The sequence below is a fragment of the Proteus terrae subsp. cibarius genome, from assembly GCF_011045835.1.
Classification (GTDB): domain Bacteria; phylum Pseudomonadota; class Gammaproteobacteria; order Enterobacterales; family Enterobacteriaceae; genus Proteus; species Proteus cibarius.
On the sequence record NZ_CP047349.1, the window covers coordinates 1,967,092 to 1,986,355 of the forward strand.

General features: G+C 39.4%; 20 protein-coding genes. 6 read left to right on the top strand and 14 right to left on the bottom strand.

What is annotated here, in order from left to right:
• Window positions 1-69 precede the first annotated feature (69 nt).
• Window positions 70-414 carry a RidA family protein gene (locus tag GTH25_RS09185; protein WP_072068200.1) on the top strand — a complete coding sequence of 115 codons (345 nt, stop codon included), beginning with the start codon at window positions 70-72 and terminating at the stop codon, window positions 412-414.
• 33 nt (window positions 415-447) lie between these two features.
• On the opposite strand, the gene GTH25_RS09190 is transcribed toward GTH25_RS09185, so the two are convergent.
• From GTH25_RS09190 to zwf, 4 genes are all read right to left on the bottom strand, one after another.
• A complete protein-coding gene (locus GTH25_RS09190) occupies window positions 448-1,311 on the bottom strand; it encodes an SDR family oxidoreductase (protein ID WP_075671085.1) in 864 nt (287 codons plus the stop codon).
• Between the two features lie 432 nt (window positions 1,312-1,743).
• Window positions 1,744-2,076, bottom strand: coding sequence for a multidrug/spermidine efflux SMR transporter subunit MdtI (mdtI, locus tag GTH25_RS09195; protein ID WP_023582084.1), 333 nt, complete (start codon window positions 2,074-2,076; stop codon window positions 1,744-1,746).
• 2 nt (window positions 2,077-2,078) lie between these two features.
• A complete protein-coding gene (gene mdtJ / locus GTH25_RS09200) occupies window positions 2,079-2,519 on the bottom strand; it encodes a multidrug/spermidine efflux SMR transporter subunit MdtJ (protein ID WP_075671146.1) in 441 nt (146 codons plus the stop codon).
• Window positions 2,520-3,087: 568 nt separating this feature from the next.
• Window positions 3,088-4,563, bottom strand: a complete 1,476-nt coding sequence (gene zwf / locus GTH25_RS09205; RefSeq protein ID WP_075671083.1) for a glucose-6-phosphate dehydrogenase — start codon at window positions 4,561-4,563, stop codon at window positions 3,088-3,090.
• A gap of 351 nt (window positions 4,564-4,914) precedes the next feature.
• Here zwf and GTH25_RS09210 point away from each other — a divergent pair, with 351 nt between their 5' ends.
• Entirely contained in the window at window positions 4,915-5,757 is an 843-nt protein-coding gene (locus GTH25_RS09210) for a MurR/RpiR family transcriptional regulator (protein ID WP_075671081.1), read from the top strand.
• Between the two features lie 231 nt (window positions 5,758-5,988).
• Window positions 5,989-7,431, top strand: coding sequence for a pyruvate kinase (gene pyk, locus GTH25_RS09215; RefSeq protein WP_075671079.1), 1,443 nt, complete (start codon window positions 5,989-5,991; stop codon window positions 7,429-7,431).
• An 82-nt stretch (window positions 7,432-7,513) separates the two neighbouring features.
• On the opposite strand, the gene lpxM is transcribed toward pyk, so the two are convergent.
• The 3 genes from lpxM to znuA form a co-directional block, all read right to left on the bottom strand.
• Window positions 7,514-8,488 carry a lauroyl-Kdo(2)-lipid IV(A) myristoyltransferase gene (gene lpxM, locus GTH25_RS09220; protein ID WP_075671077.1) on the bottom strand — a complete coding sequence of 325 codons (975 nt, stop codon included), beginning with the start codon at window positions 8,486-8,488 and terminating at the stop codon, window positions 7,514-7,516.
• Window positions 8,489-8,593: 105 nt separating this feature from the next.
• A complete protein-coding gene (gene mepM, locus GTH25_RS09225; RefSeq protein WP_099660353.1) occupies window positions 8,594-9,919 on the bottom strand; it encodes a murein DD-endopeptidase MepM in 1,326 nt (441 codons plus the stop codon).
• A 12-nt stretch (window positions 9,920-9,931) separates the two neighbouring features.
• A complete protein-coding gene (gene znuA / locus GTH25_RS09230) occupies window positions 9,932-10,876 on the bottom strand; it encodes a zinc ABC transporter substrate-binding protein ZnuA (protein ID WP_156733472.1) in 945 nt (314 codons plus the stop codon).
• A 74-nt stretch (window positions 10,877-10,950) separates the two neighbouring features.
• On the opposite strand from znuA, the gene znuC reads away from it, so the two are divergent.
• Window positions 10,951-11,676 carry a zinc ABC transporter ATP-binding protein ZnuC gene (gene znuC / locus GTH25_RS09235; RefSeq protein WP_075671071.1) on the top strand — a complete coding sequence of 242 codons (726 nt, stop codon included), beginning with the start codon at window positions 10,951-10,953 and terminating at the stop codon, window positions 11,674-11,676.
• Window positions 11,669-12,454, top strand: coding sequence for a zinc ABC transporter permease subunit ZnuB (gene znuB / locus GTH25_RS09240; protein WP_075671069.1), 786 nt, complete (start codon window positions 11,669-11,671; stop codon window positions 12,452-12,454). Before znuC ends, znuB begins: the two co-directional genes overlap by 8 nt.
• A gap of 98 nt (window positions 12,455-12,552) precedes the next feature.
• Here znuB and GTH25_RS09245 read toward each other — a convergent pair whose 3' ends face one another.
• From GTH25_RS09245 to aspS, 7 genes are all read right to left on the bottom strand, one after another.
• Complete coding sequence (locus tag GTH25_RS09245) at window positions 12,553-13,029, bottom strand: macro domain-containing protein (RefSeq protein ID WP_075671067.1); 477 nt, start codon at window positions 13,027-13,029, stop codon at window positions 12,553-12,555.
• Between the two features lie 34 nt (window positions 13,030-13,063).
• A complete protein-coding gene (gene ruvB / locus GTH25_RS09250; protein ID WP_075671065.1) occupies window positions 13,064-14,074 on the bottom strand; it encodes a Holliday junction branch migration DNA helicase RuvB in 1,011 nt (336 codons plus the stop codon).
• A 12-nt stretch (window positions 14,075-14,086) separates the two neighbouring features.
• On the bottom strand, window positions 14,087-14,707 hold the full coding sequence (ruvA, locus tag GTH25_RS09255; RefSeq protein WP_075671063.1) for a Holliday junction branch migration protein RuvA: 621 nt from the start codon (window positions 14,705-14,707) through the stop codon (window positions 14,087-14,089).
• Between the two features lie 103 nt (window positions 14,708-14,810).
• Window positions 14,811-15,332 carry a crossover junction endodeoxyribonuclease RuvC gene (gene ruvC / locus GTH25_RS09260; RefSeq protein WP_006536599.1) on the bottom strand — a complete coding sequence of 174 codons (522 nt, stop codon included), beginning with the start codon at window positions 15,330-15,332 and terminating at the stop codon, window positions 14,811-14,813.
• A 124-nt stretch (window positions 15,333-15,456) separates the two neighbouring features.
• A complete protein-coding gene (locus GTH25_RS09265; protein WP_023582074.1) occupies window positions 15,457-16,212 on the bottom strand; it encodes a YebC/PmpR family DNA-binding transcriptional regulator in 756 nt (251 codons plus the stop codon).
• Between the two features lie 27 nt (window positions 16,213-16,239).
• Window positions 16,240-16,674, bottom strand: a complete 435-nt coding sequence (gene nudB, locus GTH25_RS09270; RefSeq protein WP_164530808.1) for a dihydroneopterin triphosphate diphosphatase — start codon at window positions 16,672-16,674, stop codon at window positions 16,240-16,242.
• A 3-nt stretch (window positions 16,675-16,677) separates the two neighbouring features.
• Window positions 16,678-18,462, bottom strand: coding sequence for an aspartate--tRNA ligase (gene aspS, locus GTH25_RS09275; protein WP_075671059.1), 1,785 nt, complete (start codon window positions 18,460-18,462; stop codon window positions 16,678-16,680).
• A gap of 266 nt (window positions 18,463-18,728) precedes the next feature.
• Between aspS and GTH25_RS09280 the strand changes: the two genes are divergently transcribed.
• Complete coding sequence (locus GTH25_RS09280; RefSeq protein ID WP_075671057.1) at window positions 18,729-19,127, top strand: MAPEG family protein; 399 nt, start codon at window positions 18,729-18,731, stop codon at window positions 19,125-19,127.
• Window positions 19,128-19,264: the final 137 nt, after the last annotated feature.

The window sequence follows — 19,264 nt, forward strand, 5'->3', positions numbered from 1 at the left end:
AAGACGTAAATTATGCCAGTGGATAACCAAAAGTACCACCTATGCCGTTAATACTAAGGAGAACTCATAATGACAATTAAACGTATCGACCCTGAAGATCGCTGGTCTGAAGCCGTTATTCATAACGACACTATTTATTACACTGCAGTGCCAGAGAATTTATCAGGCGATATTATTGAACAAACAGCAGACACATTAGCGGCAATTGACGTTTTGTTACAACGTGTAGGTTCTGATAAAACTCAAATTCTTGATGCGACAATCTTTTTAGCTGATAAAGCTGATTTTGAGGGTATGAATAAAGCGTGGGATGCATGGGTTGCCAAAGGTAGCGCACCTGTGCGTTGTACTGTGCAAGCACAACTAATGCACCCTGAATATAAAGTCGAAATCAAAATTATCGCGGCAATGTGAAAATATTTAATAAGCACCTACTTTTATGGGTGCTTATTTTTTTGAATTTAGTTTATTGGCTAAATCATGATAATAATCTAATAAATGTTCATTACCATATACTCCACCGATATGGCTCGTGCCCATAAATGTTAAGAAAAACTCAAAAGGCCCATAAAACTTTTGAGAAGTAAAATGACGTAATATAAAAATAGTCATTTTTCTTAATACATCTGGTAAGTGGATAATTTTTATTTTCTTATTTAATGCCATGCCTGCAAGTTCAGCAATTTGATTTAATGACAAAATATCAGGCCCACCCACAGAAATTTCTTTCGTAGTATGCCCTATCATTTTAATCACAAATTCGGCTAGATCTTTTCCAGAAATAGGATTTATTTGTTGTTCTCCTGAGCCAAATAAATAGACTTTTCCTGATGAGGCCATTTGTAAGAAATCCCCCATATCACTGAAATAGCCATTTGGCCTAATGACACAATAAGGTAAATTCGATTGTTTCAATTTATCAACAAAACGTTCTTTGGCTTCAAAGATTTTTAATTGGCGGTATTTATCTCCATCAATAGCAGAGATATAAATAAACTGTTGAACTTGTGATTTTATTGCTTCTTCAAGAAGATTTATATTTGCTTGATAATCAACATCCATATAGGTTAACCCCTCTTTTTGTCGAGTGATCCCTATCGTGGAAATAACACAGTCAATATCTTTTGTACTATTTTTTAATTGCTCGGGTTTTGTTATTTCACCAATAAAAATATCATCAACATCAGTAAACAGTGCTGCTTGCGAGCGATTTCTGACTAAAACACGCACCCAATAGCCTTGTGTTTTTAATGCTTGTACAAGAAATCGGCCTAAATAACCTGTTGCACCTGCAACTAATATCCGTTTCATCTCTATTCCTATTTTTTTCATGTTATCAGTAAAAAATAACATCAAAGAGAAAATAATAACAATAGTGTTTTTCCATAAAACCTCTGCATATTCACTATTATTAAAGATAGAAAGAATATTTTAATTTTTACTGTTTTTTGACTTTAACTTATAGCCTCTGAATGCCAACAGGCTATCAATCTGCAATTTTAGATACCCTTTTCTACTATTTAAATTTGTTATTACTATGTTTTATATCGTAATCGGTTTGTATATAAAATAACTTTTAGGACAATGAAGAAAAAATTAAATTTATATCACTCTAAAAAGATTAAACAGTAGATACAAAAAAGCTGAATTCCGATGAATTCAGCTTTTTTAATATAATTTATTCTTGCTGTGATTATTAAATTTCTATTTTTACCAAAATGGTACTTATTAAATTACTGAGATTTAAGCAAATTTAATCATTACCATACCAACCAGTAATAATATAATTCCACCCCATCCTTTATAATTGAGTCTTTGATTAAATAAAATCCAACCGGCGGCGATAGTTGCAATAATTCCGAATGCTCCCCAAAGTGCATAAGCTACCGAAAGCTCTATTCCTTTGACGGCCATTGCCAGTGCACTAAAAGCACCTAACACACAAAATAGTGATAATATTCCTAATCCCATTCGACTAAAACCGTTCGACATTTTTAAGAATATATTCGCGACAATTTCGAGAACTACAGCAAGAATTAAAAATGCACCGTGCCACCATTCAAATTGAGCTAACATAATTAAGCCTCCTTGATATTGGCAGGAATTGGCTTATTCGCTCCTTTTACAGCACTGGCAACATGCTTAGCTTTACCAGCAATACTTTTTACCGATTCTGTTGTTTTCTTAGCAACAGCCGATTTTTTAGTACCTGATTTGATAAGCGTGATCCCTGCAATTAGCATTGCTAGGCCACCTAATTTTAATGGTGAAAGTGATTCACCAAACCACAGGACACTGAATGTCGTAATAATGACAATTCCAATACCTTCCCAAAGTGCATATGCTACACCTAATGCCACTTTTTTAACGGCTATGGCTAAAAAGATATAGGAAGTGGCAATCATCAACCACATCACAATCATACCAGTGTAACCACCGCTCACACTGGCGTACTTCATAGATAAAGTACCGATAACTTCACAAACAATAGCTAATGCTAAAAATATCCAATAAATCATTTTTTCATCTCTCATACACATTCGAAATACGCCAAAACGTTTCTTGCGCAGAAGATAGAGAATATGTAGATAGTCTTTCTGGCGGCAATAGAAGCCGAACGTTAAGGCAACGTCGTTTCCTGATAACTCAGGAATTAAGATGAGAGGTTTCTATAATGCGCCACACCAGTAGTGTTCGCTGGATAAAATAGCAGAAAGGAATAACTTATAGGTAGAACGTTTAACTTTGACGCTTTTGGCGCTAGTCATGATTATTTATTCTTTCATCGCACAGACCATCCGCACGATATACTCCGAACCCTCATATAAGATGGTTAAATGTTACATGATATTTCTATCACGCCAAATTATTTAAAGCAATGCTTTTGAGGAAAAATTTTTAGTTAATTGGTTGGTTTTGTTTAAGTTTTAGTTTCCAACTTAAATTAGATTGCATAGTTAATCAGTAGTTTTACGATCCTTCAGCGGTTTTATTCATCTAAAGCACTGAATCTATGCTTATAGGCAAAAAAATACCCAGCAAAACTGGGTATCTTAATCGTCGAATAAACAATAAAGGCGTTATTGATTATTCAATTTCATTCCAAGAACGACCATCACGGGTGATCATTGCAACAGATGCCACTGGTCCCCAAGTACCTGCTTGATATGGTTTAGGTAGCTCATTATCGCATTCCCATGCGTTAATGATTGAATCTACCCATTTCCATGCTTCTTCTACTTCATCTCGACGTACGAACAATGCTTGAATGCCACGCATAGCTTCTAACAATAAACGTTCGTAAGCATCTGCTAGATGCGTTTGATTAAATGTTTCAGAGAAGCTCAAGTCCAGCTTGGTTGTTTGTAAACGGTGTTTATGATCAAGCCCCGGTGCTTTGTTTAGTACCTCGATATCGATACCTTCATCTGGCTGTAAACGAATAGTCAGCTTATTTTGTGGTAACTCTTGATAAGTCTCACTGAAGATATTCAGCGCAGGCTTTTTAAAATAAACCACAACTTCTGAACATTTACTTGGTAGGCGTTTACCTGTTCTTAGATAGAACGGAACACCTGCCCAACGCCAGTTGTCAATATCAGCCCGGATTGCCACAAATGTTTCTGTATTACTGGTTTTATTCGCACCTTCTTCATCAAGATAACCAGGTACTTTTTTGCCTTGTACAAAACCACCAGTATATTGTCCACGAACCGTCTTTTCGCGAATATTGGTGTTATCAATACGGCGTAACGAACGTAAGACTTTCACTTTTTCTTGGCGAATACTGTCAGCCGTTAAATCAGCGGGTGGTGACATCGCTATCATAGTCAGGATTTGTAATAGGTGGTTCTGCACCATATCACGCATTTGACCAGCTTGATCAAAATATCCCCAACGCCCTTCAATACCCACTTCTTCTGCAACAGTAATTTGGACATGATCAATCGTTTTATTGTCCCAATTGTTGACAAATAGTGAGTTTGCGAAGCGCAGTGCTAATAGATTTAAAACGGTTTCTTTACCTAAATAGTGGTCAATACGATAAATTTGAGTCTCTTTAAAGTATTTCGCCACACTATCATTAATAGAAACTGAAGACGCCAAATCTGTCCCTAATGGTTTTTCCATTACGACACGATTAGGCTCTTTATTTAATTTTGCATGCCCTAATCCCTGACACATCGCACTAAAGGTGCTTGGAGGCATAGCAAAGTAATAGATAGCCGGTAATTTATCTTGTTTTAGATGCTTTGATAACTCAATGAAATGGTCGGTTTCATTAACATCAAGATTACAAAAATCTAAGCGATCACTTAAGCGTTGCCAAACTTCAGGGTTAATTTCTTCTTTTAAAAAGGTTTTTAACGCTTCATGAGCGACATTTTTATATGCCTCAACATCCCAATCAGCACGACCGACACCAATAATACGAGAGTCAGGGTGAATATATCCAGCTTTTTCCAATTGATATAATGATGGAATGAGCTTACGGCGTGCTAGATCCCCTTTCGTACCGAAGATAACCAGATCACAGGCCTGAGCAGTCGATATCGCTGCCATAGAACGTCTCCTCATGATGAGATTTTGTAATTTTGTTACAGAATTTTGTATTAATGTACTCTTTTGGATGTATTCAGTAAATACACTTGCACATTTTAGTCTCTAACTTACCACACATATTATAATGCTTCATTTTATGCCTAGTGTTTTATCCTTTCCTGTAACTTTACTACAGTTTTGTTTCTTGTTTTCAACTTTGAAAGTTAGACACACGTCATACTTTAACGAAAAAAGCCCTGTTTACCGATGGTTTACACTGCAAGCCTTGTTCTTTGCGTAGTATATTTTCATAAAACCGTTATAGATTTCTCCTTTTATTGAAATTGGCAAAGCCAAGGATCTGTATATTTAATGAATATATTGGAAAGGGTTCAGTCTAATCTGGACATCTTGAGTAAATCAGAAAAAAAAGTCGCAGAGGCTGTTTTAACTGCGCCACAAACTGTTATCCATTCAAGTATTGCCTTAATGGCTAAAACGGCTGATGTCAGTGAACCCACTGTTAATCGATTTTGCCGACGTATGGCAACAAAAGGCTTTCCTGATTTTAAATTACAATTAGCACAAAGCATTGCCAATGGTACGCCTTATGTAAATCGTAATATTGATGATTCTGATACTGTCTCTTCTTATACCAATAAAATTTTTGAATCCGCAATGGCGGGACTTGAAAACGTTAAAAATAATATTGATATCGCAGCTATCAATCGTGCAGTTGATATTTTGACGCAAGCTAAAAAAATCTCTTTTTTTGGTTTAGGTGCATCAGCAGCCGTTGCTCACGATGCCATGAATAAGTTTTCTCGTTTTAATATTCCTGTCACTTATTTTGATGATGTTGTTATGCAACGTATGAGTTGTATAAATAGTACTGATGGTGATGTTGTGGTTATTATTTCTCATACAGGACGTACTAAAAATTTAGTTGAAATTGCCAAGATCGCACGAGAAAACGATGCGGCCGTTATTGCCATTACAACTCCGAACTCTCTTTTAGCCTCTGAAGCTACCCTTCCTATATTACTTGATGTACCTGAAGATACTGATATTTACATGCCGATGATCTCCCGCCTTGCACAACTCACTATTATTGATGTTCTTACTACCGGATTTATTTTACGTCGAGGACCAAAATTCAGAGATAACTTGAAGCGCGTCAAAGAAGCTTTACGTGATTCACGGTTTGATAAGTAACCGTTTTTAATTATTCTGTTAGTATTGTCACACTTACGATTGTGCCCCTGACTAGATAAGTTTTTGAAAAATGGTAGCATATCTGCGAGCTAACTCTCGCATATAATGAAAACAGTAGTGTATGTTACAATTAGCTTGAAGCGTTTCACTTAACACATTGGATAAAACACAGTCTGATTTCTGTTTTATCCAATTGCCAACACCTTTCGTTCAAGGTCAACGGAGTAATACATGTCCAGACGGCTCAGAAGAACAAAAATTGTTACCACCTTAGGCCCAGCAACAGATCGTGATAATAACTTAGAAAAAATTATTATTGCTGGCGCAAATGTTGTTCGATTAAATTTCTCTCATGGTTCTGCGGAAGATCATCTTGCTCGTGCTAATCGTACGCGTGAAATCGCCGCAAGATTAGGTCGCCATGTTGCTATTCTCGGGGATTTACAAGGTCCTAAAATCCGTGTATCTACCTTTAAAGACGGAAAAGTTTTCCTGAATGTCGGTGATAAATTCTTACTTGATGCAACGCTTGAAAAAGGCGAAGGTAACCAAAATCAAGTGGGTATCGATTATAAAGGCTTACCTGCCGACGTGGTTCCAGGCGATATTTTACTTCTTGATGATGGTCGAGTTCAGTTAAAAGTCCTCAAAGTTGAGGGTTTAAAAGTCTTTACTGAAGTGACGGTTGGTGGTCCTTTATCTAATAATAAAGGCATTAATAAACTCGGCGGAGGCCTCTCTGCTGATGCATTAACAGAAAAAGATAAACAAGATATTATCACTGCGGCAAAAATCGGTGTTGATTACCTTGCCGTTTCATTCCCAAGAACAGGTGAAGATCTTAACCTTGCTCGCCGTTTAGCCCGTGATGCAGGCTGTGAATGCCAAATCGTTTCTAAAGTAGAACGTGCTGAAGCGGTTGCTAATGATGAAATCATTGATGAAATCATTCTTGCTTCTGATGTGGTGATGGTAGCTCGTGGCGATTTAGGCGTTGAAATTGGTGATCCTGAGCTGGTGGGCGTACAGAAAAAATTAATTCGTCGTGCTCGTCAGCTTAATCGTGTCGTTATCACTGCCACTCAAATGATGGAGTCAATGATAACAAATCCAATGCCAACTCGTGCTGAAGTAATGGACGTTGCTAACGCCGTATTAGATGGCACTGATGCCGTTATGCTTTCAGCAGAAACCGCAGCAGGACAATATCCAGCAGAAACGGTCGCTTCAATGGCGCAAGTTTGCTTAGGCGCTGAGAAAATGCCAGCCGCCAATGTTTCTAAGCACCGTTTAGATATGGTTTTTGATACAGTGGAAGAAGCTATTGCGATGTCTACAATGTATGCAGCTAACCACATGAAAGGCGTTAATGCGATTATTGCGATGACTGAATCCGGTCGTACTGCACGCATGATGTCTCGTATCAGTACAGGTTTACCGATTTTCTCAATGTCTCGTCATGAGAAAACATTGAATCAAACCGCACTTTATCGTGGCGTGACGCCAGTTTATTGCAGTACTCACACTGATGGTATTGCCGCTGCTAATGAGGCAATTGGTCGTTTACGTGATAAAGGTTTCTTGGTTTCTGGTGATTTAGTGTTAGTCACTCAAGGTGACCAAATGGGCACTGTGGGTAGCACCAATACATGCCGTATTCTGACGGTTGAATAATACAGAATCCTAAACCTTAATAACAAAACGGGCACTTTATTAAGTGCCCGTTTTTTTAATTTACTTCTTTTTTGTGCAAGGACTAGTCCAAAATATTCTCACGGGCGTAAGGCTCTATTTCACCCTCTTTACGTGTCTTCAGTAATTTTAAGATCCACGTATATTGCTCTGGCGTTGGTGTCACGAGTGCTTCTAACTCTTCATTCATTCTACGTGCAATGTACGCATCATCTTTATCTTCAATATCATCCATTGGTTCACGAACAATAATACTAAGCTGATGTGTTTTATAACAATACACAGGGAATAACGGTACAATAGCCGCTCGGCACACTTTCATTAACCGTCCAATCGCGGGTAATGTCGCTTTATAAGTCCCGAAAAAATCCACAAATTGACTATGTTCGGCACCATGATCTTGATCTGGCAGATAATAGCCCCAGTAACCTTGTCGCACAGAAGAAATAAAAGGCTTAATACCTGCTTCGCGTGAATGTAATCGACCATCAAAATGATGACGTGCTTTATTCCATAGGTAATCAGCAACGGGATCTTTTTGATGATGAAACATCGCAGCCATTTTCTGACCTGTCGATGCTAACAGCATTGCAGGAATATCAACCGCCCACCCATGAGGCACCATAAAAATGACATTACGACCTTGCTCTTTAAAACGCTCAATGATTTCTAGTCCCTGCCAAGATGTGCGCTTTAATATACGCTCAGGGCCTCTTAAACAAAGCTCTGCTAGCATCACAAAGGATTGAGGTGCAGTTTCAAACATATTATCAAGAACTGTTTCACGTTGTGTTTTATTCCATGTTGGAAAACAGTATCTCAAGTTGATATCTGCACGACGTCTTGCGCTTTTCGCTTTACGTCCAACAAAACGACCAATAGAAGCAAGAAATGGATCACGCCATTTTACTGGCATATAAGCTAATGCACTTAATACACCTGCACCTACCCATGTTCCCCAATGACGAGGATGCAAATATGCACGGTGAAAAGTGGGTACATAACCCGCTTTGCTATCTGTATCTTTTTCTTTATTCATCAGATAACTCTCTGAACTGATCCCCCAAAGAGGCGTAAAAAATATTAAAACAAAAGCGGATGATATCAATCATCCGCTTTTATGTCTTTAAAATCATATTTATTGTCAATCAGCTAGCACTAATTGCGGCTTAATCTCTTTTACTTTAGCAAGATATTCTTGTTTATCTTTGCCTGTTAAACCATCAGCACGAGGTAATGTGGCTGTTAGTGGATTGACTGCTTGTTGGTTGATCCACAGCTCATAGTGCAAATGAGGCCCAGTAGAACGTCCTGTATTGCCTGACAACGCAATTCTATCTCCACGCTTAACACGTTGTCCCGGTTTTACAAGTAACTGGCGTAAGTGCATATAACGTGTTGTGTATTGGCTACCATGGCGAATAGCAATAAAGTTACCTGCGGCACCACTGTATTTAGCTACAATAACTTCGCCATCTCCTGTTGCTAATACCGGTGTACCTACTGGCATAGCAAAGTCGACACCTTTATGGGCAGCTAAACGACCTGTAACTGGATTAATACGACGAGGGTTAAATTGAGAAGAAACTCTAAATTGCTTCACTGTTGGGAATCGCATAAATCCACGTTCTAATCCACCAGCTTGGCTATCATAAAAGCGACCATCTTCAGCAAGGAAAGCATAGTAGTCTTTACCAGCGCTACGTAAACGTACACCAATAAGTTCACTTTGTTCTGTACGGCCATCAAGCACTTCACGAGAGAAGAGTGCTGCAAATTGATCGCCACTTTGTAGTTTTTTAAAGTCTACTTGCCATTGTAATGCTTTAGTCACTGCACGTGCTTCTGAATTAGTTAAACCTGCATTCGTTGCACTAACAGAGAAACTTCCACGAATAACACCGGTGGTCACACTGTTTTTCCACTCACCTTTTTGAAACTCTTTTGTCTCTTTAAAGCCCGTTTCTGTACGGGTATAAATACGAGTTTCACGGCGAGAAACGCCCCAACTTAACTCTTTTAGCAACCCATTATCATCAAGCTCCCAACTAATAGATTGCCCAATTTTAAGATTTCTAAGATCTTTATTTTGATTAGAGATAGTTGCAATATCAGCAGAATCAATACCAAACTGAGTCAATATTGAACTTAATGAATCACCACTAGAGACTATATAAGTATGAGGGACTTGCGCAACTGCGGTGCTTGTATCAGTGCCATCTTCCGCACCAACTAACCCTTCATCGGTAAGTTGATCACTACTATCAGTGATAATGTCATCCGTGTTTTCGCCTTGATTGGCAAGCGGCATTTGGATACTGACAGGAACTTCTCGGGTTTGCTCATTTTGAAGAACCACTGGCCGCCAAATTGCGACGGCCAGTGTTGCTGCAGTTAACGAACCGAGCATGATCTTATGTGGGAGTGGTAAACTTAAATATACCTGTGCAATGGATTTCTTCTGCTGCACGTTCTTAATTCCTTATTGTGTTTCATTCAGGCAGCTCGCATATTGGTTAGCTAGTTGGGTAAGGAATTTTATATAGCTCTCTTGAGTCAGAGCAATCCCACTTCCTAGGGGGTCTAATACACCCATTTTAACCCCAGTGCCTTTCGCCACTGTTTCTATTACTGTCGGCCTAAATTGTGGCTCAGCAAAAATGCAAGTTGCTTTTTGCTCAACCAACTGTGTTCGTATTTGATGTAATTTCTGCGCACCCGGCTGTATTTCAGGGTTGATCGTAAAATGACCTAACGGCTTTAAATTATAATGTTTTTCGAAGTAGCCATAAGCATCATGAAAGACAAAATAACCCTTATTTTTCACAGGCGACAGAATATTAACAAGATTCTTATCAGTTTGCTTGAGTTGTTCGCTGAATTTACCTAGGTTTACGTCCAGAAGTTCTTTTTTATCTGGATACAGCGCAATTAACCTTTCGTGGATCTGTTTTGCAGACGACAACGCAATCTCTGGTGATAACCAGATGTGCATATTATAATCACCGTGAGAATGATGTTCGTGATTTTCCTCATGTTTATGCACATTGTCATCATCATCTTTCAATAAAAGCGACTTTATTTCGTCAGTTTCCGCTAAAGCCAACTTATGATTGTCAGTAAGTCTGTTTAATGGCTTATCTAAAAACACTTCCATATCAGGCCCTACCCATACCATCAAGTCTGCGGAGGTGATTTTTTTCAAATCAGAGGGTTTTAATGCATAATCGTGTGGAGATGCCCCATCTGGTAATAAAACGTCCGTTGGTGTTACTCCATCAGCGATAGCAGCAGCAATAAATCCTAATGGTCTAATGGAAACGACGACATCAGCCTGCACTGAAGCACTGAATGAGCTTATCATCGCTGTCGCTAAAAATGATTTCAATAAAAAACGGTGCGCAAATTTGTTGTTTTTATGTAACATAGGAAGAATTCTCGTGAATCATCATTGGAAATGTTATATTATAACGTTTCAATGATTCTGCAAGTGCTAATTTTATGTCTGACTTGATTTGTTTAAAATCGGTTTGTGTTTCTTTTGGTGAAAGAGAAATTTTAAAAGATATCTCTTTTGATCTAAAAGCAGGCCGTATTCTTACTTTACTTGGCCCTAATGGTGCTGGTAAATCTACGGTTATCCGTTTAGTTCTTGGTTTATTAAATCCAACCTCAGGAAAAATTGAGCGTCAAAATGCGCTACGTGTGGGCTATGTGCCACAAAAACTTTATCTCGATCCTACAATGCCACTCACCGTTAAACGGTTTATGACACTAAAACCAGGTGTTCATGATAAAGATATTCTCCCTGCTTTAGAACGAGTTAATGCGTCGAAATTAATCGATCAGCCTATGCAGAAACTTTCTGGTGGTGAGTCTCAACGAGTCTTGTTAGCAAGAGCGTTGCTTAATCAACCCCAACTTTTAGTTTTAGACGAACCCACTCAAGGTGTTGATGTTAACGGTCAATTAGCACTTTATGATTTGATCAATCAACTTCGTCACGAACTAGGTTGTGCCATCTTAATGGTTTCTCATGATCTTCATCTTGTGATGGCAAAAACAGACGAAGTCCTCTGCTTAAATGGCCATATTTGCTGTTCAGGCACACCTGATGTTGTTTCTTCACATCCTGAATTTATTGCCATGTTTGGAAGTCGTGGTGCTGAACAACTTGGTATTTATCGTCATCATCACCAACATAGTAAGGAGTGTCGTCATGATTGAGTTGCTGTTACCGGGTTGGATTGCCGGTATGCTCTTAGCCATGGCGGCGGGCCCTTTGGGCTCTTTTGTCGTTTGGCGTCGTATGTCTTATTTTGGTGATACCTTAGCGCACGCTTCACTACTTGGTGTTGCATTTGGTTTGCTGTTTAATATCGAGCCTTTTTACGCTGTTATTGCAGTCACCCTTCTTCTCGCTATTCTATTGGTTTGGTTAGAATTAAAACCTCAACTCTCTGTCGATACACTTTTAGGGATCATGGCACACAGTGCACTTTCTTTAGGGCTTGTGGTCGTCAGTTTAATGTCGAATGTGCGTGTTGATTTGATGGCTTATCTGTTTGGTGATTTGCTGTCAGTAAACTATCAAGACGTTATCAGTATTTTTATTGGTGTTGTGATTGTTTTATTTGTCATTATTCGCTCATGGCGCCCCCTGCTCTCCATGACAATCAATCAAGATATGGCATTTGTTGATGGTGTAAATATTCAGCGAGAACGCTTAAAGTTAATGATGATCACCGCGTTAACCATTGGTTTAGCCATGAAATTTGTAGGTGCGCTGATCATTACTTCTTTACTAATCATCCCAGCGGCAACAGCACGTCGTTTTGCTCGTTCTCCTGAACAAATGGCTCTGATTGCAATCGCTGTTGGTATGTTGGCAATTACGGGCGGTTTAACCTTCTCTGCTTTCTATGACACCCCTGCTGGCCCTTCTGTTGTTTTAGCCGCAAGTTGCCTATTTATCTTGAGTTTATTTGCACCCACTAAACAGTAATTATTTCCCACCCATTAGATAAAATAAAACCCCAACAACGCAATGTTCTTGGGGTTTGTTTTTATCTTTTATAATTGAATATCTGAAAATTAATTTTTCTATTTTTTATTTAATTCAGCTTCATCTATGGGAGCATAAATTAACACATGAACATCCGCTAAAGGTTCCATTGCGCTTTTAATTTTTTCATACACTATAGACCATTCTAGGCCACCTAAACCCGCCCCTAAAGGTGGGATAGCAATAGATTTAATATTACGCTGTTTAATTTCATCAACCAGTGTAATTAATCCAGCTTCAATATCTTCAATACAACTTGCATTTCGCCAGTGTCGTTTTGTTGGGAAATTGACAATAAAACGAGGATGAGTCGCTTTTTGTATCTCATAAATAAACATTACACCGGGTGTCAGCTCTTTATTTTTGCACGCTAAAGCATAAGCTTTAAAATTATCAGGCCATGCTTTTTTAAACTGTAAGGCGATACCACGCCCCATTACACCAACACAATTAACGGCATTTACAATCGCCTCAGTGTCTGCATGTAAAAGATTGCCTCGAGTCAGTTCTATCATTTAAATCACCTTCAGCTTCATACTGATATAAATATTAAGGCTCTTCTACAATACGATTAAAATGACGATAGGCGTGATTAGTGGCAACTCGACCTCTTGGTGTACGTTGAATAAAACCTTGCTGAATTAAATAAGGTTCTAATACGTCTTCTATAGTTTCTCGCTCTTCACCAATAGCTGCCGCAAGGTTATCTAATCCTACTGGGCCACCCATAAATTTATCAATGATGGCAAAAAGAAGTTTACGATCTAAGTAGTCAAAACCTGCCGCATCCACATTCAACATATCAAGCGCTTTAGAAGCAATCTCTTCATCAATGGCACCATTACCTTTTACTTGGGCAAAGTCTCTTACACGGCGCAATAATCGATTCGTAATACGCGGAGTGCCTCGTGAACGCATAGCAATTTGGCGAGCGCCTTCGTCTGTCATCTCTAATCCCATAAAACCGGCACTACGAGAAACAATGTGCTGGAGATCGTCAACATTATAAAACTCAAGGCGTTGAACAATACCAAAACGATCACGCAATGGAGATGTTAAAGAGCCCGCTCGGGTGGTTGCACCCACTAAGGTAAATGGAGGTAGGTCGATTTTAATTGAACGAGCCGCTGGTCCTTCACCAATCATGATATCGAGTTGATAATCTTCCATTGCTGGGTAAAGGATCTCTTCAACAACGGGTGAAAGACGATGGATTTCATCAATAAACAGCACGTCATGAGGTTCAAGGTTAGTTAGCATAGCCGCTAAATCACCCGCTTTTTCAAGCACTGGGCCTGATGTCGTACGTAAATTAACGCCCATTTCATTAGCAATGATATTTGCTAATGTGGTTTTACCTAATCCGGGAGGTCCAAAAATAAGCAAATGGTCGAGTGCATCATGACGTAATTTAGCCGCCTGAATAAAAATCTCCATTTGTTCTCGAACTTGCGGTTGCCCAACATATTCGGCAAGAGATTTAGGGCGGATAGCCCTATCAATAATTTCTTCTTCAGGTTGTTGAATTTCTGCTGAAATCAGGCGATCTGCTTCAATCACAATGTGTTACTCCTAAATAGCCGCTCTCAACGCTTCTTTAATAAGTGTTTCGCTATCTGTACCCAGTTTTGCCACTTTGCTGATCATTTTTGCAGCTTCTTGTGGCTTATAGCCTAATGCGATTAATGCAGCAGAGGCTTCAGCTTCAATATCAGCCGCTTTTGGCGCTTTAGGTGAAGTGCTTTCTGGTAGCTCGATATCACTATTTTCGAATAAATCACCATTAAGACCTTTAAAACGATCTTTCATTTCAACCACTAAACGCTCAGCGGTTTTTTTACCTACACCCGGTAATTTCACTAATGAAGTGATAGATTCATTTTCAATAGCAGTCACGAATTGGCGAGCAGACATGCCAGATAGAATGGCTAAAGCGAGTTTAGGCCCCACACCATTTACTTTAATCAATTCACGAAAGAGTGCGCGCTCTTGTTTTTGGTTAAAACCATAAAGTAATTGAGCATCTTCGCGTACGATAAATTGCGTGTAGATAATGGCTTCTTGGCCAATATCAGGCAATTCATAAAAACAGGTCATTGGCATATTGATTTCATAACCTACACCATTACCTGCCTCGATCAGCACCACTGGTGGCTGTTTTTCAAGAATAATTCCTCTGATACGACCTATCACACTAATGCCTCCGCAAAAATAATTACGCCAAGTTTATAACATAAAAAAAGCTGGACGTATATCCAGCTTGTGAAAAACCAAAGACATTTACCAAGATAACAACTTATCTTAACCGACCTCGCGTTAAAACCAGACGCGGATCACCTACACGTAATAAATTTTGGTTAAAGTGACAATGTGTAATCGCAATCGCTAGTGCATCGGCAGCATCTGATTGTGGTGCGGCGGATAATTTTAATATTGAACGCACCATATGTTGCACTTGGCTTTTTTCAGCCGCACCAGTACCCACTACGGTCTGTTTAACTTGGCGAGCCGCATATTCAAAAACGGGTAGATCGTTATTAACTGCCGCAAGTATTGCTACACCACGCGCTTGCCCAAGTTTGAGAGCAGAATCAGCATTTTTAGCCATAAACACTTGCTCAACCGCAAACACATCTGGCGAAAACTGAGTAATGATTTCGCTAACACCTGCATAAATACGTTTAAGTCGATTTGGAAGGTCGGGAACTTGTGTGCGAATACAACCGCTTCCCAAATAGATAAGTTGTCGCCCTTGCTGTCGAATTACGCCGTAGCCTGTAACACGCGAACCGGGGTCTATACCTAGAATGATAGCCATATCAATTCCTGTTGCCGATATGGTCGATGGCGAGAGAAAAGAGCAAAAAAATCTGCTCTGCTCTTCTCTTCGCACTTTTAATAACAGCCTTAAACACCGTTATTTTCGATAATCGCTAGAACGATTACAGGATATCTTCCAGTTGTTTTGCAACTTCATCTGAGATATCACCGTTGTGATACACTTCTTGCACGTCATCACTGTCTTCTAACATATCGATAAGACGCATTAATTTTGGTGCAGTTTCAATATCTAACTCTGCTTTAGTCGATGGGATCATTGAAACTTCCGCTGATTCAGCAACAAAACCTGCTGCATCCATCGCATCTTTTACTTCACCAAAAGATTCTGGTGTGGTGTAAACATCAATAGCGCCATCATCAAAAGTTTCAACGTCGTCAGCACCGGCTTCTAACGCAGCTTCCATAACAGCATCTTCATCAACACCTGGTGCGTATGAAATAACACCTTTTTTGGTAAACAGATAAGATACAGAACCATCTGTTCCTAAGTTACCACCTGTTTTGGTAAATGCATGGCGAACATCGGAAACAGTACGGTTACGATTATCACTTAAGCATTCAACCATCACAGCAGTACCTGCTGGGCCATAGCCTTCATAAATGATGGTTTCCATATTATCGTTCTCATCATTACCCACACCACGTGCAATTGCACGGTTTAAGGTGTCACGAGTCATGTTGTTCGATAATGCTTTATCAACTGCCGCACGTAAGCGCGGGTTAGTTGCAGGATCACCACCACCTAAACGTGCTGCTGTAACTAATTCACGGATGATTTTAGTGAAAATTTTACCGCGTTTCGCATCTTGCGCTGCTTTACGGTGTTTTGTATTGGCCCATTTACTATGACCTGCCATGAAATATCTCCAAACGTGGTCTAATCATTAAATAACAAATTCTTCAATTGCTTGCTGATTACTGGCGGATTTTGTTAATTTTGCCGCCAGTGGCGCGTCTAGCCATTGGTATTGTGAATGCTCAGTTAGCACAATATCTCGCTCTGCGGGTAGTGCTAATGTAAACCAATGTTCCTGACAATGTGTAACATCTGGTGCATAACGATGCCGAAAATGTGCAAAAATCTCAAAAATAATTGAGCGATGGCAATCCACCAGCTCAAGATTTTCTTTTATGATATCAATTCCAACTTCTTCTTGCATTTCGCGCAACGCCGTTTGAAAAGGCGTTTCTTCCGCTTCTAAACTGCCAGTCACAGATTGCCAGAAATCAGGATCATCTCGACGCTTTAGCATAAGCACCCGTTTGGTCTCTTTTGCATAAATAACAACTAAAACGGATATCGGGCGCTTATATTTCATCATTTACTCTTTATCTTCGCTAACTTCTTTTTGAGTTACTGCAATCGCTAACTCTTTTAAAGAGTCTTCATTAGCAAAGCTTGGTGCATTAGTCATTAAACACGCAGCGGCAGTTGTTTTAGGGAAAGCAATAACATCGCGAATGTTATCGGTACTCGTTAACAACATCACTAAACGGTCTAAACCAAATGCTAAACCAGCATGTGGTGGAGTACCAAATTTAAGCGCATCTAATAAGAAACCAAATTTCTCTTGTTGCTCATTCGGTGCAATACCTAAAATGCTAAATACTGCTTGTTGCATTTCATTACGGTGAATACGCACTGAACCGCCACCCACTTCATAACCATTAATAACCATATCATAAGCATTTGCCACAGCACCTACTGGGTGAGCAGTCAATTCAGCTGGTGATAAGTCTTTTGGAGAAGTAAATGGATGGTGCATCGCACTTAAGCTACCTGTTTCTTCATCTTCTTCAAACATTGGGAAGTCGATAACCCACAATGGTTTCCATGCATTTAAATCGGTCAACTCAAGATCACGACCCACTTTCAGGCGCAGAGCACCCATCGCATCACTCATTGTTCCTTTACGACCTGCACCAAAGAAAATCAAATCGCCGTCTGTTGCGCCTGTTGTTTCTAAAATTGAATTAACAACATCGTTAGTCAGGAATTTAGCGATTGGGCTTTGTACACCTTCAATGCCTTTCGCGCTTTCGTTGACTTTCATCCACGCAAGGCCTTTAGCACCGTAAATGCTAACAAACTGTGTATATTCGTCGATATTTTTACGGGTTAATGATGCACCACCCGGTACACGCAATGCGATAACACGGCATCTTTCATCATTTGCCGCTTGTGCAAATACACTGAATTCAACATCTTTGACTAAATCAGCGATGTCTTTAAGTTCCATTGGGTTACGTAAATCTGGTTTGTCTGAACCATAACGACGCATTGCTTCAGCAAAAGTCATTACTGGGAACGCACCTAAATCGACATTCAGAATATCTAACCATAATGCATGGATCATACGCTCCATCACTTCGCGCACTTGGTCTGCACTCATGAAAGAGGTTTCAACATCGATTTGTGTAAATTCAGGCTGACGGTCAGCACGTAAGTCTTCATCACGGAAGCATTTTACGATTTGATAGTAACGATCAAAACCGGACATCATCAGTAGCTGTTTAAAAAGCTGTGGTGATTGTGGTAATGCGTAGAATTTACCTTTATGTACACGGCTTGGAACTAAATAGTCACGCGCACCTTCTGGTGTCGCTTTTGTCAGCATTGGGGTTTCAACATCAAGGAAACCTTCACCATCCATAAAACGGCGAACAAAGCTTGTGATTTTAGCACGGGTTTTTAAGCGATCTGACATTTCAGGGCGACGCAGGTCTAAATAACGATAAGTTAAACGACGCTCTTCAGTATTTGTTTGATTGCTATCTAACGGTAATGGCTCTGAACGGTTAAAAATAGACAGAGATTCTGCCGCTAACTCAATTTCACCTGTTGCCATATTTTTATTAACTTGGCTATCAGGACGAGCGCGTACTGTTCCTGTGACTTGAATACAAAATTCATTACGCAGTTCTGAAGCCTGAGAAAATGCCTCTTTCTGCTCTGGGTCAAAGAAGACTTGAACAATACCTTCGCGATCTCGCATATCAATAAAGATAAGCCCACCTAAGTCACGGCGACGGTTAACCCAACCACAAAGAGTCACTTTTTGGCCCACATGGGCGCTATTCAACTGCCCACAATAATTAGTACGCATACAATATCCTTTTACTCAGCTTGTTGTGCTTTCTGCTGCGGAAATTTTGGCAATAGTCTTTTTCGAGTAGTGTCAAAAAAAAGGCAGACATTATAACGAAAATTCTTCCCGGCGATAAGAGTATAGACCTAGTTTATATGATACATCTTTTCAAGGATTTGCTAATCCCCAAACAATTAATTAATAATAATTATTTATAGCGACAGAAGTCGCTTTGAGGTTTATCATTAAATTCGCCGTTTTTTGGCTTTGACAATGGAGAAAAGATGGTTAGCTCGCTTTATATCGTACTGGGCGCACTATTATTGATTAAATTGTCCCTCAATGTCGTAAAACTCAGAACACAATATCGGGTTGCTTATGGTGATGGTGGCTTTTATGAATTACAAACTGCCATCCGTGTTCACGGCAATGCGGTAGAATATATTCCAATTTCCATGATCTTATTACTGGTCATGGAAATGAATGGTGCTTTTGTTTGGATGGTACACATCTGTGGCTCAATTTTAATCGTAGGTCGTTTTTTACACTCTTATGGATTAAAACACCGTGAACTTCGCTGGCGTCGTTCAGGCATGGCAGCCACTTACTTATCAATGGCATTGATGGTCATTGCTAATATTTATTTCCTTCCTTGGATACAAATCTTTTCCTTTTATTACTAAGTCCTCGCGGGAATAACATGATCATCCATGATCAAAACCGACATCCTTGCTGTTGTGTCTAATAACGGCAAGGTATCAAAAAGGTTTATTCATTTATTCCAATTTCTTTCTAAATAATGCAACTTTGTGAGCACCGT

Bases quoted from the DNA above. Each gene is read 5' to 3' on its own strand.
- GTH25_RS09210 (WP_075671081.1), top strand. From the start codon at position 4,915: ATGAATATATTGGAAAGGGTTCAGTCTAATCTGGACATCTTGAGTAAA.
- ruvC (WP_006536599.1), bottom strand. From the start codon at position 15,332: ATGGCTATCATTCTAGGTATAGACCCCGGTTCGCGTGTTACAGGCTAC.
- znuB (WP_075671069.1), top strand. From the start codon at position 11,669: ATGATTGAGTTGCTGTTACCGGGTTGGATTGCCGGTATGCTCTTAGCC.
- GTH25_RS09265 (WP_023582074.1), bottom strand. From the start codon at position 16,212: ATGGCAGGTCATAGTAAATGGGCCAATACAAAACACCGTAAAGCAGCG.
- GTH25_RS09185 (WP_072068200.1), top strand. From the start codon at position 70: ATGACAATTAAACGTATCGACCCTGAAGATCGCTGGTCTGAAGCCGTT.
- nudB (WP_164530808.1), bottom strand. From the start codon at position 16,674: ATGAAATATAAGCGCCCGATATCCGTTTTAGTTGTTATTTATGCAAAA.
- mdtJ (WP_075671146.1), bottom strand. From the start codon at position 2,519: ATGATTTATTGGATATTTTTAGCATTAGCTATTGTTTGTGAAGTTATC.
- zwf (WP_075671083.1), bottom strand. From the start codon at position 4,563: ATGGCAGCGATATCGACTGCTCAGGCCTGTGATCTGGTTATCTTCGGT.
- pyk (WP_075671079.1), top strand. From the start codon at position 5,989: ATGTCCAGACGGCTCAGAAGAACAAAAATTGTTACCACCTTAGGCCCA.
- GTH25_RS09190 (WP_075671085.1), bottom strand. From the start codon at position 1,311: ATGAAACGGATATTAGTTGCAGGTGCAACAGGTTATTTAGGCCGATTT.
- mdtI (WP_023582084.1), bottom strand. From the start codon at position 2,076: ATGTTAGCTCAATTTGAATGGTGGCACGGTGCATTTTTAATTCTTGCT.
- GTH25_RS09245 (WP_075671067.1), bottom strand. From the start codon at position 13,029: ATGATAGAACTGACTCGAGGCAATCTTTTACATGCAGACACTGAGGCG.
- lpxM (WP_075671077.1), bottom strand. From the start codon at position 8,488: ATGAATAAAGAAAAAGATACAGATAGCAAAGCGGGTTATGTACCCACT.
- aspS (WP_075671059.1), bottom strand. From the start codon at position 18,462: ATGCGTACTAATTATTGTGGGCAGTTGAATAGCGCCCATGTGGGCCAA.
- znuC (WP_075671071.1), top strand. From the start codon at position 10,951: ATGTCTGACTTGATTTGTTTAAAATCGGTTTGTGTTTCTTTTGGTGAA.
- GTH25_RS09280 (WP_075671057.1), top strand. From the start codon at position 18,729: ATGGTTAGCTCGCTTTATATCGTACTGGGCGCACTATTATTGATTAAA.
- znuA (WP_156733472.1), bottom strand. From the start codon at position 10,876: ATGTTACATAAAAACAACAAATTTGCGCACCGTTTTTTATTGAAATCA.